The sequence below is a fragment of the Streptococcus cristatus genome, from assembly GCF_019685515.1.
GTDB lineage: Bacteria > Bacillota > Bacilli > Lactobacillales > Streptococcaceae > Streptococcus.
Window position 1 is genome coordinate 491,567 of the sequence record NZ_JABFFN010000001.1, and the last position, 15,178, is coordinate 506,744.

Annotated in this window: 13 protein-coding genes and 2 pseudogenes; 5 read left to right on the forward strand and 10 right to left on the reverse strand. The window is 41.3% G+C overall.

Going from position 1 to position 15,178, the window contains the following annotated elements:
• Window positions 1–40: 40 nt before the first annotated feature.
• The 5 genes from FOA33_RS02335 to FOA33_RS02355 form a co-directional block, all read right to left on the reverse strand.
• The gene (locus tag FOA33_RS02335) at window positions 41–691 is read right to left on the reverse strand and encodes a metal-dependent transcriptional regulator (protein WP_221160509.1); all 651 of its coding nucleotides are present in this window, start codon (window positions 689–691) and stop codon (window positions 41–43) included.
• A gap of 83 nt (window positions 692–774) precedes the next feature.
• A complete protein-coding gene (tpx, locus tag FOA33_RS02340; protein WP_000206539.1) occupies window positions 775–1,269 on the reverse strand; it encodes a thiol peroxidase in 495 nt (164 codons plus the stop codon).
• A gap of 121 nt (window positions 1,270–1,390) precedes the next feature.
• Window positions 1,391–2,320 (reverse strand): metal ABC transporter substrate-binding protein, encoded by a 930-nt coding sequence (locus FOA33_RS02345; RefSeq protein WP_125416330.1) that lies wholly within the window; start codon window positions 2,318–2,320, stop codon window positions 1,391–1,393.
• A gap of 26 nt (window positions 2,321–2,346) precedes the next feature.
• Complete coding sequence (locus tag FOA33_RS02350) at window positions 2,347–3,195, reverse strand: metal ABC transporter permease (RefSeq protein WP_084853657.1); 849 nt, start codon at window positions 3,193–3,195, stop codon at window positions 2,347–2,349.
• The gene (locus FOA33_RS02355) at window positions 3,192–3,914 is read right to left on the reverse strand and encodes a metal ABC transporter ATP-binding protein (RefSeq protein WP_000619169.1); all 723 of its coding nucleotides are present in this window, start codon (window positions 3,912–3,914) and stop codon (window positions 3,192–3,194) included. Before FOA33_RS02355 ends, FOA33_RS02350 begins: the two co-directional genes overlap by 4 nt.
• A 179-nt stretch (window positions 3,915–4,093) precedes the next feature.
• On the opposite strand from FOA33_RS02355, the gene FOA33_RS02360 reads away from it, so the two are divergent.
• Window positions 4,094–5,986 (forward strand): M13 family metallopeptidase, encoded by a 1,893-nt coding sequence (locus FOA33_RS02360; protein ID WP_221160510.1) that lies wholly within the window; start codon window positions 4,094–4,096, stop codon window positions 5,984–5,986.
• Between the two features lie 38 nt (window positions 5,987–6,024).
• Here FOA33_RS02360 and FOA33_RS02365 read toward each other — a convergent pair whose 3' ends face one another.
• The 4 genes and pseudogenes from FOA33_RS02365 to FOA33_RS02380 form a co-directional block, all read right to left on the reverse strand.
• A complete protein-coding gene (locus FOA33_RS02365) occupies window positions 6,025–6,654 on the reverse strand; it encodes an MBL fold metallo-hydrolase (protein ID WP_221160511.1) in 630 nt (209 codons plus the stop codon).
• A gap of 63 nt (window positions 6,655–6,717) precedes the next feature.
• Window positions 6,718–7,812: a DUF2974 domain-containing protein gene (locus tag FOA33_RS02370; RefSeq protein ID WP_221160512.1), complete on the reverse strand. Its 1,095-nt coding sequence runs from the start codon at window positions 7,810–7,812 to the stop codon at window positions 6,718–6,720.
• A 115-nt stretch (window positions 7,813–7,927) separates the two neighbouring features.
• Window positions 7,928–8,703, reverse strand: a pseudogene (locus tag FOA33_RS02375) (ferredoxin reductase domain-containing protein).
• Between the two features lie 87 nt (window positions 8,704–8,790).
• Window positions 8,791–9,354: a TetR/AcrR family transcriptional regulator gene (locus FOA33_RS02380; protein WP_221160514.1), complete on the reverse strand. Its 564-nt coding sequence runs from the start codon at window positions 9,352–9,354 to the stop codon at window positions 8,791–8,793.
• Window positions 9,355–9,767: 413 nt separating this feature from the next.
• Here FOA33_RS02380 and FOA33_RS02385 point away from each other — a divergent pair, with 413 nt between their 5' ends.
• From FOA33_RS02385 to FOA33_RS02400, 4 genes and pseudogenes are all read left to right on the forward strand, one after another.
• A complete protein-coding gene (locus tag FOA33_RS02385) occupies window positions 9,768–10,445 on the forward strand; it encodes a response regulator transcription factor (protein WP_070696863.1) in 678 nt (225 codons plus the stop codon).
• Window positions 10,438–11,412, forward strand: coding sequence for a HAMP domain-containing histidine kinase (locus tag FOA33_RS02390; protein WP_221160515.1), 975 nt, complete (start codon window positions 10,438–10,440; stop codon window positions 11,410–11,412). The genes FOA33_RS02385 and FOA33_RS02390 overlap by 8 nt, the downstream gene beginning before the upstream one ends.
• 75 nt (window positions 11,413–11,487) lie before the next feature.
• Window positions 11,488–11,766 (forward strand): annotated as a pseudogene (locus tag FOA33_RS02395) (ABC transporter permease); the annotation flags it as partial.
• Window positions 11,767–11,908: 142 nt separating this feature from the next.
• Window positions 11,909–12,958, forward strand: coding sequence for a DUF389 domain-containing protein (locus tag FOA33_RS02400; RefSeq protein ID WP_221160516.1), 1,050 nt, complete (start codon window positions 11,909–11,911; stop codon window positions 12,956–12,958).
• Window positions 12,959–13,230: 272 nt separating this feature from the next.
• Here the strand turns inward: FOA33_RS02400 and thrS are convergent, their stop codons facing one another.
• On the reverse strand, window positions 13,231–15,174 hold the full coding sequence (gene thrS, locus FOA33_RS02405) for a threonine--tRNA ligase (protein ID WP_221160517.1): 1,944 nt from the start codon (window positions 15,172–15,174) through the stop codon (window positions 13,231–13,233).
• Window positions 15,175–15,178: the final 4 nt, after the last annotated feature.

Consider the following 15,178-nt stretch of genomic DNA (forward strand, 5'->3'; position numbering starts at 1 on the left):
TAAAAAATCCCTGAAAGGAATTTCTTTCAGGAATAAGGGGTTAGTTGATTTTTTTGACATAGAGTTGTTTGGCGATATCAATGCTAACTTGGAGGTCTTCACCTTTGTTGACCAGTGTAAAGGTATTGGAAAAATTATCAAACTGCTTGACCTGGACTTGGTCACCGATATGAATTTCATGCTTTTCTAAGTATTTAAGCAAGTCAAAACTATCGTGAACCCGAGTCAGAAGATAGGTTCCAGCTTCCTTGGTCTCTGCTAGAGGTAAGTTATTGATTTCGACCAGGAGATCTCCCTTAGCCGGGATGGTTCCTCCGTGGGGACAGGTTTTAGGGAAGCCCAGGAGTTTATCCAGTCTCTCTACGAAGAGATCGGATACAGTGTGCTCTAGGACCTCAGCTTCTTCGTGGATCTGGTCACTGGTATAGTCGAGATGGTGAACCAGAAAGACTTCAATCAACCGGTGTTTGCGATAGAGTTCGGAGACTAGTTTGAGGCCGATATCTGTCAATAGATAGCCATTCTCCTTGTCCTTGAGGATGAGATTTTCACTTTTCATACGTTTGATCATCTCTGTTACGGCAGGTGGAGAGACCTGCATACGGGCAGCAATTTCCTTATTGGTGATTTTTTGCATTTCCGTACCGATTTCATAAATACATTTTAGGTAGTCTTCTTTATTTGGCGTCATTCGTTTCCTCTTGTCTTTTCTCTCCATCTAGTATATCAAAAAAAGCTAGATTTCTCTAGCCTTCTGCCCTAATGGCTTTGATTTTAGTCCAGTTCTTTCACTGCAGCAATGGCAGCTTCAAAGTCTGGTTCCGTGTTGATGTTGTCAACGTATTCTACGTAACGGATGACATTGTCAGTATCGAGAACAAAGACAGCACGTGCAAGGAGATGCCATTCGTTGATCAAGAGGGCATAATCACGCCCGAAAGAATGGTCAAAGTAGTCTGAAAGCATGATGGCATTGTCAAGACCTTCAGCCCCACACCAGCGTCCTTGGGCAAATGGTAGGTCCATAGAAACAGTAAGGACGACGGTATTGTCGAGGTTAGCTAGTTCTTGGTTGAATCGACGTGTTTGCGTTGAGCAGATACCAGTATCGATAGAAGGGACAACACTCAAGACTTTTTTCTTTCCATCAAAGTCAGCTAGCGTTTTTTTAGAGAGATCGGTTGTCGTAAGAGAAAAATCAAGTGCCTTGTCTCCGACTTGCAGTTGTTTACCTGTAAAAGTTACAGGATTTCCGAGAAAAGTGGTCATGAAACTACTCCATTCTTTTTTCTTTTATTTTACCGAGAATTGTCAGATTTTTCCAATGATTTGACTGGAAATTAAAAGAGAAAAAAACGACCGTTCATGTGAGAACGACGTTTTTAATGGATTACTTAGACAAACCTTCAGCAATCTTGTCAAGGTTGTATTTCATCATGTTGTAGTAGCTGTCACCTTCTTTACCTTCTTCAGCAATTGAGTCAGTAAAGATTTGCGCGTAAATTGGGATATTTGTGTCTTGTGAAACAGTCTTCATTGGACGGTCATCGACACTTGATTCAACAAAGAGTGATGGAACTTTTGTTTGGCGAAGTTTTTCAACCAAGGTCTTGATTTGTTCAGGTGTTCCTTCTTCTTCTGTGTTGATTTCCCAGATGTAGGCACTTGGGACACCGTAGGCTTTAGAGAAGTATTTGAAGCATCCTTCGCTGGTTACGATGAGTTTTTTCTCAGCAGGGATATTGTTAAATTTCTCTTTGGCTTCCTTGTCCAGTTTGTCTAGTTTTTCAGTATAGTCTTTGAGATTTTTTTCGTAGAATTCCTTGTTGCTAGGGTCCTTGGCAATCAGTTGTTTAGCGATATTTTTAGCATAAATCATCCCATTTTCAAGGTTGAGCCAAGCGTGTGGGTCTTCTTTGCCTTTCTCGTTTTGGCCTTCAAGGTAGATGATGTCTACACCGTCGCTGACTGCAAAGTAGTCTTTGTTTTCAGTTTTCTTGGCATTTTCGACCAATTTGGTAAACCAAGCATTGCCACCTGTTTCAAGGTTGATACCGTTATAGAAAATCAAGTCAGCTTGAGAAGTTTTCTTAACGTCTTCAGGAAGTGGTTCGTATTCGTGTGGGTCTTGACCAACAGGAACGATACTGTGAAGATCAATCTTGTCACCAGCGATATTTTTGGTAATATCAGCGATGATTGAGTTAGTAGCAACAACTTTTAGTTTTTGACCAGAAGTAGCATCTTTTTTTCCGCTAGCACATGCTACCAGTGCAATGACGGAAAGAAAGAGTACAAGCAATGTACCTAATTTTTTCATTAGATTCCTCCAGAAAGGGTCTCCCCTTATTTATTGATTTTTTTATGTTTCAGTTTCAAATATCGTTGTTTTGGAGCGATAAAGAAGCTAATGAGAAAGAAACTGGCAGATGTGAGCACGATGCTGGATCCTGCTGCGAGATTGAAGCTATAGCCGATAAAGAGTCCCACAACAGAAGCCAGGGCTCCTAGACTTGATGAAAGGAAAATCATGCTTTTTAGGCTATTAGCATAGAGATAAGCAGTCGCAGCTGGGGTGATCAGCATGGCCACGATAAGAATGGTTCCAACACTTTGCATGGCGGTGACAGACACAAGGGTCAAGAGCACCATGAGCAGATAGTGGTAGAAATTGACAGGCATTCCCATGGCTTTAGCCAGGAGCTCGTCAAAGGATGTAATCAATAGTTGTTTAAAGAAAATCCCGATAATCAAAAGAATGACTGCGCCCACACCAATGGTAATCCACATGTCCATGTCTTGGACAGCGAGGATATTCCCGAAAAGGATATGGAAGAGGTCTGTCGAACTCTTGGCAACACTAATCAAGATGACACCTAGGGCTAAGAAAGATGAAAAGGTAATACCAATGGCAGTGTCACTCTTGATGATAGAGTTTCCCTTGATGTAGGTAATGATGATGGAGGCCATCAAGCCAAAGATAATGGCTCCAATAAAGAAATCAATTCCCAGGATAAAGGAAAGGGCTACGCCGGGCAAAACTGCGTGAGAGATAGCATCTCCCATGAGAGACATCCCACGTAGGATGATAAAACATCCCACAGCTCCAGCAACCACTCCGATGACTATAGCTGTTATCAAGGCGTTTTGTAGGAAATGGAAATGTTGCAATCCATCGATAAATTCTGCTATCATAGGTCACCTCCATTGAAAAAGAGTTTGCTACCGTAGGCCTTCTTAAGATTGGCTTCGGTAAAGGTTTCTTTAGTCGGACCAAGGTCTATTAATTCTCGATTGAGAAGCAAAACTTGATCGAAATAATGGGGGACTTTGCTGAGGTCATGATGGACGATGAGAACTGTTTTACCAGCTTTTTTAAGGTCTCTCAGCGTGTTCATGATAATCTCTTCACTAACCGAGTCAATCCCGACAAATGGCTCATCTAGAAAGATGTAGTCAGCTTCCTGCACTAAACAGCGGGCAATCAACACACGTTGAAATTGTCCTCCTGAGAGCTGGCTGATTTGGCGATCAGCATAGTCTGAGAGCCCAACGATTTCAAGGGCATCTGCCACTTTTTTCCAGTGACTGGCCTTTAAGGTGTGAAAGAGTGGGATAGATGGATAGAGTCCCAGAGAGACGCATTCCTTGACCTTGATAGGGAAATTGTAGTCGATATGGATTTTTTGCTCGACATAGGCAACCCGATGTAAAGATTTCTTGAATTCTTTGTCATCGAGAAAGGCCTGACCTTCATGTGGGATAATTCCCAACATACTTTTTAATAAAGTTGATTTTCCAGCACCGTTTGGACCAATAATTCCGGTAATAGTTGGTCCTTGGAGCACTAGTGAAATATCCTTTAGTGCCAACGTTTCTTTGTAGGAGACACTGAGGTTTTCGATACGTATCATACAGTTGTATTCCTCCTGTCTTTTAATATACCTTAAAAAAAAAATTAAGTCAAGTTAATTTTTGAAAAATTTAAAATAATAACTGAAAAATGAAGTGAAAAGAGAAACCATTTTTAATTGCATTCCCAAGTGTTTTTTGCTAAGCTAAGAATAAGTGAAAAAATGAAAGCGAGAACAAGATGACACGTTATCAAGACGATTTTTATGATGCAATCAATGGCGAATGGGAAAAAACAGCTGTCATTCCAGCTGACAAATCTCGAACAGGTGGTTTTATTGACCTTGACGAGGAAATTGAAGAGTTGATGCTGGCGACTACAGACAAGTGGTTGGCAGGTGAAGAAGTCCCAGAGGATGCCATCCTCGCAAACTTTGTTAAGTACCATCGTATGGTACGTGATTTTGACAAGAGAGAAGCAGATGGGATTAATCCTGTTTTGCCAATGCTCAAGGAATACCAAGATTTGGAGAGCTTTGCAGATTTCACCAGCAAACTGGCAGAGTTTGAACTAGCAGGGAAGCCAAACTTCCTTCCATTTGGTGTATCACCAGACTTTATGGATGCCAGAACCAATGTTCTCTGGGCCAGTGCACCAGGGACGATTTTGCCAGATACGACTTACTACGCTGAAGACCATCCTCAGCGTGAGGAGCTCTTGACTCTTTGGAAGGAAAGTACTACGAATCTTCTCAAAGCCTATAATTTTTCAGATGAGGAAATCGCAGACTTACTAGAGAAACGATTGGAATTGGACCGTCGCATTGCGGCTGTGGTACTTTCTAACGAAGAAAGTTCAGAATATGCCAAACTCTACCATCCATACGCTTATGAAGATTTCAAGAAATTTGCTCCTGCCCTACCTCTAGATGACTTCTTCCAAGCTGTTCTTGGGCAAGTGCCTGACAAGGTTATCGTAGATGAGGAACGTTTCTGGCAAGCAGCAGAGCAATTCTATAGTGAAGAAGCATGGCCTTTGCTTAAGGCGACTTTGATTTTGGGCGTAGTCAATCTTTCAACCAGCTATCTAACTGACGAGATTCGTGTTTTGTCAGGTGCCTACGGACGTGCCCTTTCAGGTGTGCCAGAAGCACAGGACAAGGTCAAGGCAGCTTATCACTTGGCCCAAGGTCCTTTCAAGCAAGCTCTTGGTCTCTGGTATGCGCATGAAAAATTCTCTCCAGAAGCCAAGACAGACGTAGAGAAAAAAGTAGCGACAATGATTGACGTTTATAAGGAACGCTTGGCTAATAACGACTGGCTCACACCTGAAACGCGAGATAAGGCCATTGTCAAACTTAATGTCATCAAGCCTTATATTGGTTATCCAGAGGAATTGCCAGAACGCTACAAGGACAAAGTAGTAGATGAAACTGCCAGTCTCTTTGAGAATGCCCTAGCCTTTGCGCGTGTGGAAATCAAGCACAGCTGGAGCAAGTGGAACCAACCGGTTGATTACAAGGAGTGGGGTATGCCAGCTCACATGGTGAATGCCTACTACAATCCTCAGAAGAACTTGATTGTTTTCCCAGCGGCTATTTTACAGGCTCCATTCTATGACTTGCATCAGTCATCTTCAGCCAACTATGGTGGTATCGGAGCGGTTATTGCCCATGAGATTTCTCATGCCTTTGATACAAATGGAGCTTCCTTTGATGAAAATGGTAGTCTCAAAGACTGGTGGACTGAGAATGACTATGCTGCCTTCAAAGAAAAGACTCAGAAGGTCATCGACCAGTTTGATGGTCAAGAATCCTACGGCGCAAGGATAAACGGCAAATTAACCGTATCCGAAAACGTTGCTGACCTTGGAGGAATTGCTGCAGCCCTTGAAGCTGCCAAGAGAGAGCCAGACTTCTCAGCCGAAGAATTCTTCCACAACTTTGCACGTATCTGGCGCATGAAAGGTCGTCCAGAGTTGATGAAACTCATGGCTAGTGTCGATGTGCACGCGCCAGCCAAACTCCGTGTTAACATCCAGGTGCCAAACTTCGATGACTTCTTTACAACTTATGATGTCAAAGAAGGCGACGGTATGTGGCGTTCACCAGAGGACCGCGTGATTATTTGGTAAGACAAAAACCAAGGATGCTATCCTTGGTTTTTTGCTTGCTAGAAAAAGGGATTAAAGGTCTTTTCGTGAGCGATGGTTGTAGCTGGACCATGCCCTGGATAGACATCGTAGTTAGGAAGAGTGAAGAGTTGAGTCTGGACACTATGGAGAAGTTGTTCCATGCTTCCTGTAGGAAGGTCCGTCCGTCCAATGGTTTCGCGGAATAGAGCATCTCCTGTCAAGACTAGATGGGCATCAGGAAAGACGAGGGAAACGCCGCCGATAGAGTGGCCTGGAGTTGGTAGAACTGTAAAACGAAATTCCTCAAGCTGGTATTCCTCATGAAAGACAAAGGTGTGCTCTGCTGGTTTTGCGACCACATCTGCCATATCATCATGACGAGGGAGACCAGAGAGATTATCGACTGGAGTGTAAAGCCAGCTAGCTTCGCTCTCTGCTACATAAACTGGAGGATTTCCAAAAGTTTCACGAACCAAGTCCAGACTCATAATATGGTCGTAGTGGGTGTGGGTCAGGAGAATCGCACAGACTGGTTTGTTGATTTTCTCGATGGTCTTGCGAATAGCCTCCCAATGGCTACCTGGGTCAACCACAATCAGGTGTTGGTCTCCTTCTAGATAATAAGTGTTTTCATAGGCAACGGGATTCACGGTTTTATGGATTTTCATACTGGCTCCAATCTCAAAGAATGTACTAAACTAAGTATAGCATAGAAGAGGATACTTAGGGTATCAAAAAGTCTTTTTCGTGCTTTGACGATTTTTCCAAGCTTGATAGCGGGTGTCAATCAAGAGTTGGGTTAAGCGCCCCATGGTTTCTCTTTCTTCGGGAGTGAGGGATTGAGCTTGTACAAAGAGTTGATGAATGTGTTCAATGACATTGAAGGAAGAAAGATCGTTGATAGAGGAGATGCCTGCATCGAGAATGATTCCAAAAAAGAGATCGAAGTAGAGCTGCAGTTCTTCGTCAGGAACTGTTTCAACCCATTCCTTGAAGGTTGTATCGACTTGCTGACTATCACTATTGGTCTCGTCTAGTTGGACAAAGTGTTTGTCTTCAATCTGCCAACTGAAGGTATCGTGCTGGGCGATACCACCCAAGGCAGTGCTTCGAACGACGATTTTTTTATCCGGAATTTCCAGCATCATCCCGATAATAGAACCTTGTGGGACAAATATTTTCGTTCTTTCCATCATGTTTTGATAGCCTGGTGTTTTGGTTAGTTCCTTGTGAAGTCCAGGCGCATCAAAAGTATAGACAGCGATAATGTTTTTCTGCAAGTTTGGATCAAGTTGACTGGTAGCATAGACAGCTAGATTGCCCCCTTTTGAGTGTCCTGCTAGGATAACCTTTTGGTTAGGATGTTGGACAAAAAAGTTCTCTAAATATTGGAGGGCATGTTTTTGAGCTGGGATTTCCTTCATATAGGTCATATGGAAATCTTCTTTCCAACCGATGATACTATCATCCGTCCCACGAAAAACAAGCAAATAGGTATCGAGACTGATACGATAAGTCATGGCCGCAAACTGTTTTTGCAATTCAGGATCGATATCGTTGATAAAGTTTGAGAGCTTGCAATTTTTAAAGCGTTTGTGTTGAGTGAGCTGATCCAACAATTGGAGGCGATTCTTATTGGTCAGCATAGTCGTTTCTCTAGGGATTTGAGGTGCTAGATCTATGAGACGCTTTGGTTCTTGGCTGACTACATTATCAAAAGCAAGGTAGGTTAATTCAGTCAGGACAAGAACGTCTAACTCATTCACGGGGAGGTCATAAAAGGAATCGTATGCTACATCATTCAGGTAGTCAAAAATATTGGCCATAAAAGCTCCTTTCTCTATGTTTATCCTATCACATTTACCTAGAATTAGCTAGTAGGCTTGTTTAGTCTCCCTGAATAAAGACCTAGTAGTTAGATATACAGAAGACAGATTGCTTTTATTTCAAACCTCTAAATGAACTTACTTGAATGTTTTTACTATCAATCCCATTTTCCTTTAAAAAATTCTTCATCTCATTTACATCATCAGGCTGTCCAGTGATAAGATAGCTGGCTTGATTGCCGTATTCATCAATAGCACGTTTTAAAAATTCTTGACTTTGAGAAAGTTCATCGCTAGTTTTATAAGTAAAATTCGATGTTTTTTGAGCCAGTTCCTTCATCTCATTATCGAAAATAGTAACTCCTTTGTCAAAATGGTTGAGAATAATTGGAGCTTTACCAGCCCATTCTTTGATAAGGGGACGTAAAGCAGAAATGCCAACATCAGATGCAAAACAAACTAGTGGCTGATTCGTATCTTTAACGGTTAAAGAGGAATCCAACCAACTCATCTCAATCTCACTGCCAGCAGATAAATGTGTTAAGGTTTCCTTAAAGTGGCTACCACTATTATGCGTTAAAATGAGGATTTCATCTTCTTCAGGTGTGGAGGCAATGGTTAGCCATCGACTGGTCTGCTCACCCTTAGCTTCGTTTTTCCTAGAAGCGGACGACGTATCAGGGAGTGTAAACTTAGCATAAGCCCCAGCTTTCCAGGCTTGATGACTCGGCTTTGTGATATGAATTAAATACAGATCTCCGGTAGGATTTTCGATGGATTTTATCGATAATGTCTGACTTCGTCCAAGATAGGCAATGGCACCCCAAGTTATAAGGGCTAGTAATCCAAGTGTTGATAGAATGATAATAAACATTTTTTACCTCTTTTCATTTTTTTATGACTCCTATTCTTAATTATTGAATGAACTATAATTAAATTCATTCATAAATTTTCAAAAAATAAAGAAAACCATTTTCTTTATTTTAGAACTCCTTTTATGAAGTTGGTTGCAAGCATTTCGACAGTTTTGCCTATATCTGGAAAATCTTTTTCCGTGATATGCATATCCATGTAGTAAAATAGGTTGTAAACTTGTAAAATCTCTTGAATCTTTTCTGGAGAATACCCTTCAGCCTGCATACGATTTGTAAAAGTTTTTACTAGAAACTGATGAAATGGATTTGTGACTTTGCCTTCTTCTGAGGAATAGTAGCTATGCAACTCATCGGCTATGGCAGGATTGTACCATTCTGCAAGGATTTTATTGGAAGAAACGAGTGCTCTGGACTGAGTAAAGAGTTGACTAATAAGATCAATCATATCAATTTCCCAATCCAGTTCTTCAATCATAGCTTGGCGAACACGGTTGTTTTCATCTATATAGATGTCTAGAAAAATGGCTTCTTTACTCTCGTAATAGTTATAAAAAGAGCCGACTGCTACACCAGCTTGCCTAGCGATTTCTGAAATTCCTGTCGCCTTGTAACCCTTTTTCGAAAAAACGTCATAAGCCGCTGTTTTTAAAGCTTGTTTTTTGTCCAATCTGATCTTACCTCCTCTAGGAATGAATGAATTATTTATTTTATTCATTCATATTTTAACAAATCCTAGCTGGCTTGTCAATAAGAAGGATAAATGAATTAGTTTAAAGCAATTACATTTGTAAACAGAAGAGTTACATAAGCTTACAAAGCATTTATTTTGATGAGATTGCTTATTTTAAATCTATTCTTTAAGTAAAAAAACACGGACCAAATGAGCACAAAAAAGGAAATATAGGATAAGGCTGGAACTATAGTTAAAAATAAGGTATGATATCAATGGGATTATTCTCTATTTAGCTTTCGCTTCCTAACCTGGATTTGAAAAATAGATAGCCAAATAGTTGAGATACTAATCCATAGGTTTTTTTATTAAGGCATTTGATATTTTGAACAAGAGTAAAGGAGGAGCGCATGCACAAGATTTTACTAGTAGAAGATGACCAAGTTATTCGGCAACAAGTGGGGAAACTGCTCTCAGAATGGGGTTTTGAGGTTATTTTGGTGGAGGACTTTATGGAAGTATTGAGCCTTTTTGTTCAGTCAGAGCCTCATTTGGTCCTCATGGATATTGGTTTGCCACTCTTTAATGGTTATCACTGGTGTCAGGAGATTCGTAAAATTTCCAAGGTACCTATCATGTTTCTGTCTTCGAGAGATCAGGCTATGGATATCGTCATGGCAATCAATATGGGAGCGGATGACTTTGTGACCAAGCCTTTTGACCAGCAGGTACTCCTTGCCAAGGTTCAGGGCTTGTTGCGCCGTTCCTATGAGTTTGGCCGAGATGAAAGTCTGCTGGAGTATGCGGGTGTGATCCTCAATACCAAGTCTATGGACCTGCACTATCAGGGGGAAGTCCTGAGTTTGACCAAGAATGAATTTCAAATTTTGCGAGTGCTGTTTGAACATGCTGGCAATATCGTGGCGCGTGATGACCTGATGCGGGAACTCTGGAACAGTGACTTTTTCATCGATGACAATACCCTGTCTGTCAATGTTGCTCGTTTGCGCAAAAAGCTGGAGGAACAAGGCTTGGCAGGCTTTATCGAAACCAAGAAAGGGATAGGATACGGACTGAAACATGCTTGATTGGAAACTATTTTTTCTAGCCTATCTGCGTTCTCGCAGTCGTCTTTTTATCTATATTTTTTCATTGGGTTTTCTTGTTTTTCTCTTTCAGTTTTTATTCGCCAGTATAGGATTTTATTTTTTCTATTTTTTCCTCCTCAGTAGCTTTTTGACCCTTTTATTTTTGGTTTGGGATATTTTTGCAGAAGCTCAGGTTTACCGGCAGGAAGTACTCTATGCTGAAAGAGACCCAAAGTCTCCTTTGGAATGTGTGCTAGCGGAAAAACTCGAAGAGCGTGAGTCTGAATTGTATCAAAAGAAGTCAGAAGCCCAAAGTAAACTGACGGATTTGCTTGACTACTACACCTTGTGGGTTCATCAGATAAAGACTCCTATTGCAGCGAGCCGTCTCTTGGTAGCAGAAGTATCTGATCGTGAGGTCAAGCAGCAACTGGAACAGGAAATCTTTAAGATTGACTCCTATACCAATCTGGTGTTGCAGTATCTTCGTTTGGAAAGCTTCCACGATGACTTGGTATTTGAAAAGGTTCAAGTGGATGACTTAGTTAAGGAAGTGGTTCGTAAGTATGCTCTTTTCTTTATCCAAAAGGGACTGACCGTCAATCTACATGACCTTGACAAAATCATCGTGACCGATAAGAAGTGGCTGTTGGTCGTCATTGAACAAATCCTCTCAAACAGCCTCAAATACACCAAGAAAGGTGGACTAGAGATTTATATGGAAGGCCAGGAGCTCTGTATCAAGGATACGGGAATCGGGATTAAAAACAGTGATGTGCTCCGAGTCTTTGAACGTGGCTTTTCAGGATATAATGGTCGCCTAACCCAGCAGTCATCTGGACTTGGACTTTACCTATCTAAGAAAATTTCTGAAGAATTGGGTCACCAGATTCGTATCGAGTCTGAGGTCGGAAAAGGAACGACAGTGCGGATTCAGTTTGCTCAAGTGAACTTAGTCCTTGAGTGAGAAGAGTAGATAAGAGCCCAGGATAAGACAACTGGGCTTTTCTATCTTTAACTGTGTATCCTAGTAAATTATTTTATCTACTATAAACAACTCTCTGAGGGATATGAAGACCACAAACGAACAGGTAGGTCTAGATCAAAAGCAGATTAAGCAAACCATTAACAAGCAAATCTTGACAGTCTTCTTCCTTCCTGTAATTTTTGCATTTCTCCATTGGCCTTTGCTTATCATATGCTTAGTTTAGTTCTCGAGGTCATTGAAGTAGTCGATGATACCATGAGGTTGACGATAACTTTCTCTATCTGTTCAATTGATAGATTTCTTCAAATAAAGACTGTAAAATTTTTGATATAATGTTAAGGATGGACTGACGGATATTTAAAGGATAATTTTCAAAAGAATAACAGATGAGAAGAAAAATATGTAAGATTGGACAAAAGTCTCTCTACCATCATCCATGCAGAAACAAGATTATATGAAATAAAAGGAGTAACCAATGAACGGAAACTATTCAACACGTGAATACCGTGAGAAATTATATGATGATCTTCATGTTCGATTAAGAGATACAGTGATTTTGATGTGTGCGATTTTTATTGCCTCTATCGGCCTAAATATGAATTCAACAGCTGTCATTATTGGAGCCATGCTGATTTCCCCTCTTATGACACCGATTGTTGGACTCGGATTTGGTTTAGCTATTTTTGATACGCGTTTAATCAAGCAATCTCTAGAGGTTTTATTTACTCAAGTATTGGTCAGCTTGCTTGTCTCGGCTCTGTATTTCTGGATTTCTCCCTTATCTTATGAAAGTAGCGAATTGATTGCACGAACCTCTCCAACCATTTGGGATGTTCTCATTGCTATTGCTGGTGGGATAGCAGGCGTAATTGGTTCAAGGAAAAAAGAAGCAAACAATATCGTGCCAGGAGTAGCCATTGCAACAGCTCTGATGCCACCTATCTGTACTGCAGGTTATGGTTTAGCTAATGGAAATGTACGATTTTTATTTGGGGCTCTCTATCTTTTTTTGATCAACTGTGTCTTTATCATGCTAGCCAACATTGTTGGAACAAGAATTTTGATGAGAAAATCTCCCTTAAGTTCATTTAAAGAGCTAAACATTAAAATGAAAATTGGCTTGACTTCCTTGATTGTATTATTGGTTCTTCCAGCCAGTTATTCAGCAGTCACTCTGTCGATAGAACAAGCGCGAAAAGAAGGAATCAAACAGTTTATAGCAAAAGAGTTTGCCAATCACACGGTCATTAATCAAGTCTACAAGTCAAGGAACAATGAATTGGTCTTGACGGTTGTTGGAGATCCGATTTCAGACGAAGAATTAGAAACGCTCCATCAAAAACAAGCCTCTTACGGTATTCAATCTGTTCAATTGAAAGTCAATCAAGTCCATAATTCGACAAAATTAGATAGTGAGATGACCAAGGAATTTTATGAAACCATTAACAAGTATATCGATCAAAAACTCTCTGAAAAGGATTCACAAAAAGATCTCGTAAAAGAAAATGAAGCAGATAAGGATTGAGGATATTGATCTTATCTAACTCATGAAAGCAAATCTTGGGAGGATATCATTTGTGGTGGTTTGGTCAATCACTACTAGCTCGGGTTAAATAATACTCTTCGAAAATCAAATTCAAACCACGTCAGCGTCGCCTTACCGTACTCAAGTACAGCTTGCGGCTAGCTTCCTAGTTTGCTTTTTGATTTTCATTGAGTATAAAATATAAAAAGCAACAGCTATTTGAGTTGTTGCTTTTTCTGGCTCTGAAAAATGTTTCTCAGACTGTGATTGTTTTATTTCTCAACGCGTGATTTGTTGGCGATATCAGCTAGGATAGCTTGAACAAAGTCATCAACTGAGACAGTGTGTGTTTCTTTTTGGCCGTAGCGGCGAACGTTGACGGTTCCGTCTTCCATTTCCTTATCCCCAACGATCAATTGGTAAGGAATTTTGCTAGTTTGTGAAGCACGGATCTTGAACTGCATTTTTTCATTGCGTTCATCTACATCTGCACGGACACCACGGTCACGGAGTTTCTTGGCTACTTCCCAAGCGTAGTCCACGTGTTTTTCGTTAGATACTGGGATGAGGGTTACTTGGTGTGGTGCAAGCCATGTTGGGAAGGCACCCTTGTAGTTCTCAATCAAGATAGCTGTAAAGCGTTCCATAGTTGAGATAACTCCACGGTGGATCATAACTGGACGGTGCTCTTCGCCATCTGCTCCAACATATTTCAGATCGAAGCGTTCTGGAAGCAAGAAGTCAAGCTGGATAGTAGAAAGGGTTTCTTCTTTACCGAGGGCAGTTTTAACCTGGATATCCAATTTTGGTCCGTAGAAGGCTGCTTCACCTTCAGCTTCAAAGTAGTCCAGTTCCATATCATCCATAGCTGCTTTCAACATGCGTTGTGCATTTTCCCACATCTCATCGTTGTCAAAGTATTTGTGTTTATCTTCTGGGTCACGATAAGACAAGCGGAAACGGTAATCTGTCAAATTAAAGTCTTCATACACGTCGATAATCAATTGAAGAATTTTCTTGAATTCTTCCTCAATTTGTTCTGGAGCTACAAAAGTATGACCATCATTTAGAGACATTTCACGTACACGTTGAAGGCCTGTAAGGGCGCCAGATTTTTCATATCGGTGCATCATGCCAATCTCAGCGATACGGATTGGTAATTCACGGTATGAGTGTACATGGTGTTTATAAACTTCGATATGGTGAGGACAGTTCATTGGACGGAGGACAAACTCTTCACCGTCTCCCATGTCCATAGTTGGGAACATATCTTCACGGTAGTGATCCCAGTGACCAGAAGTTTTATAGAGTTCCACTGAGGCAATTGGTGGAGTGTAAACATGTTGGTAGCCTGCAGCGATTTCCTTGTCGACAATGTAGCGTTCCAATTCACGACGGATAGTCGCTCCGTTTGGCAACCAGAATGGTAAACCTTGTCCGACTTCTTGTGAAATCATGAAGAGGTCAAGCTCTTTACCGAGTTTACGGTGGTCACGTTCCTTAGCTTCTTCACGCATTTGAAGGTAGTTCTTCAAGTCTTTCTTGTCAAACCAAGCTGTACCGTAGATTCGTTGCATCATCGCGTTGTCGCTATTTCCACGCCAGTAGGCACCAGCTACGTTGAGCAGGTGGAAGATTTGGATACGACCTGTTGATGGGACGTGAGGACCACGGCAGAGGTCCACGTATTCGCCCTGACGGTAGATAGTCAAACCACCCTCATCTTCTGAGTGCTCTTCAATCAATTCCAACTTGTAAGGGTCGTTCTTGAAAATTTCACGTGCCTCGTCTTTCGTAACTTCTTCACGGATTGATGGGAAGTTTTCTTTAACGATCTTCTTCATTTCTTCTTCGATACGAGGCAGGTCTTCATTGGAGATTTGACCAGCTTGATTGTCCGTATCGTAGTAGAAACCGTCTTCGATAGCTGGGCCGACACCCAAATGAATGTCTGGGAAGAGGCGACGAGCTGCTTGGGCAAACAAGTGAGCAGCTGAGTGGCGCAAGATTGGCAGAGCATCTTCGTGATCAGGCGTCACGATTTCGATGCTTCCATCTTCAGTGATAGCACGAGTAGTGTCGATGAGTTTGCCGTTGAATTTACCAGCCAAGGCTTTTTTTGCTAGGGAATTGCTGATAGATTGGGCAATTTCAAAAGTTGTAACGCCAGATTCGAATTCACGAACAGCGCCATCTGGGAAAGTAATCTTAATCATGGTT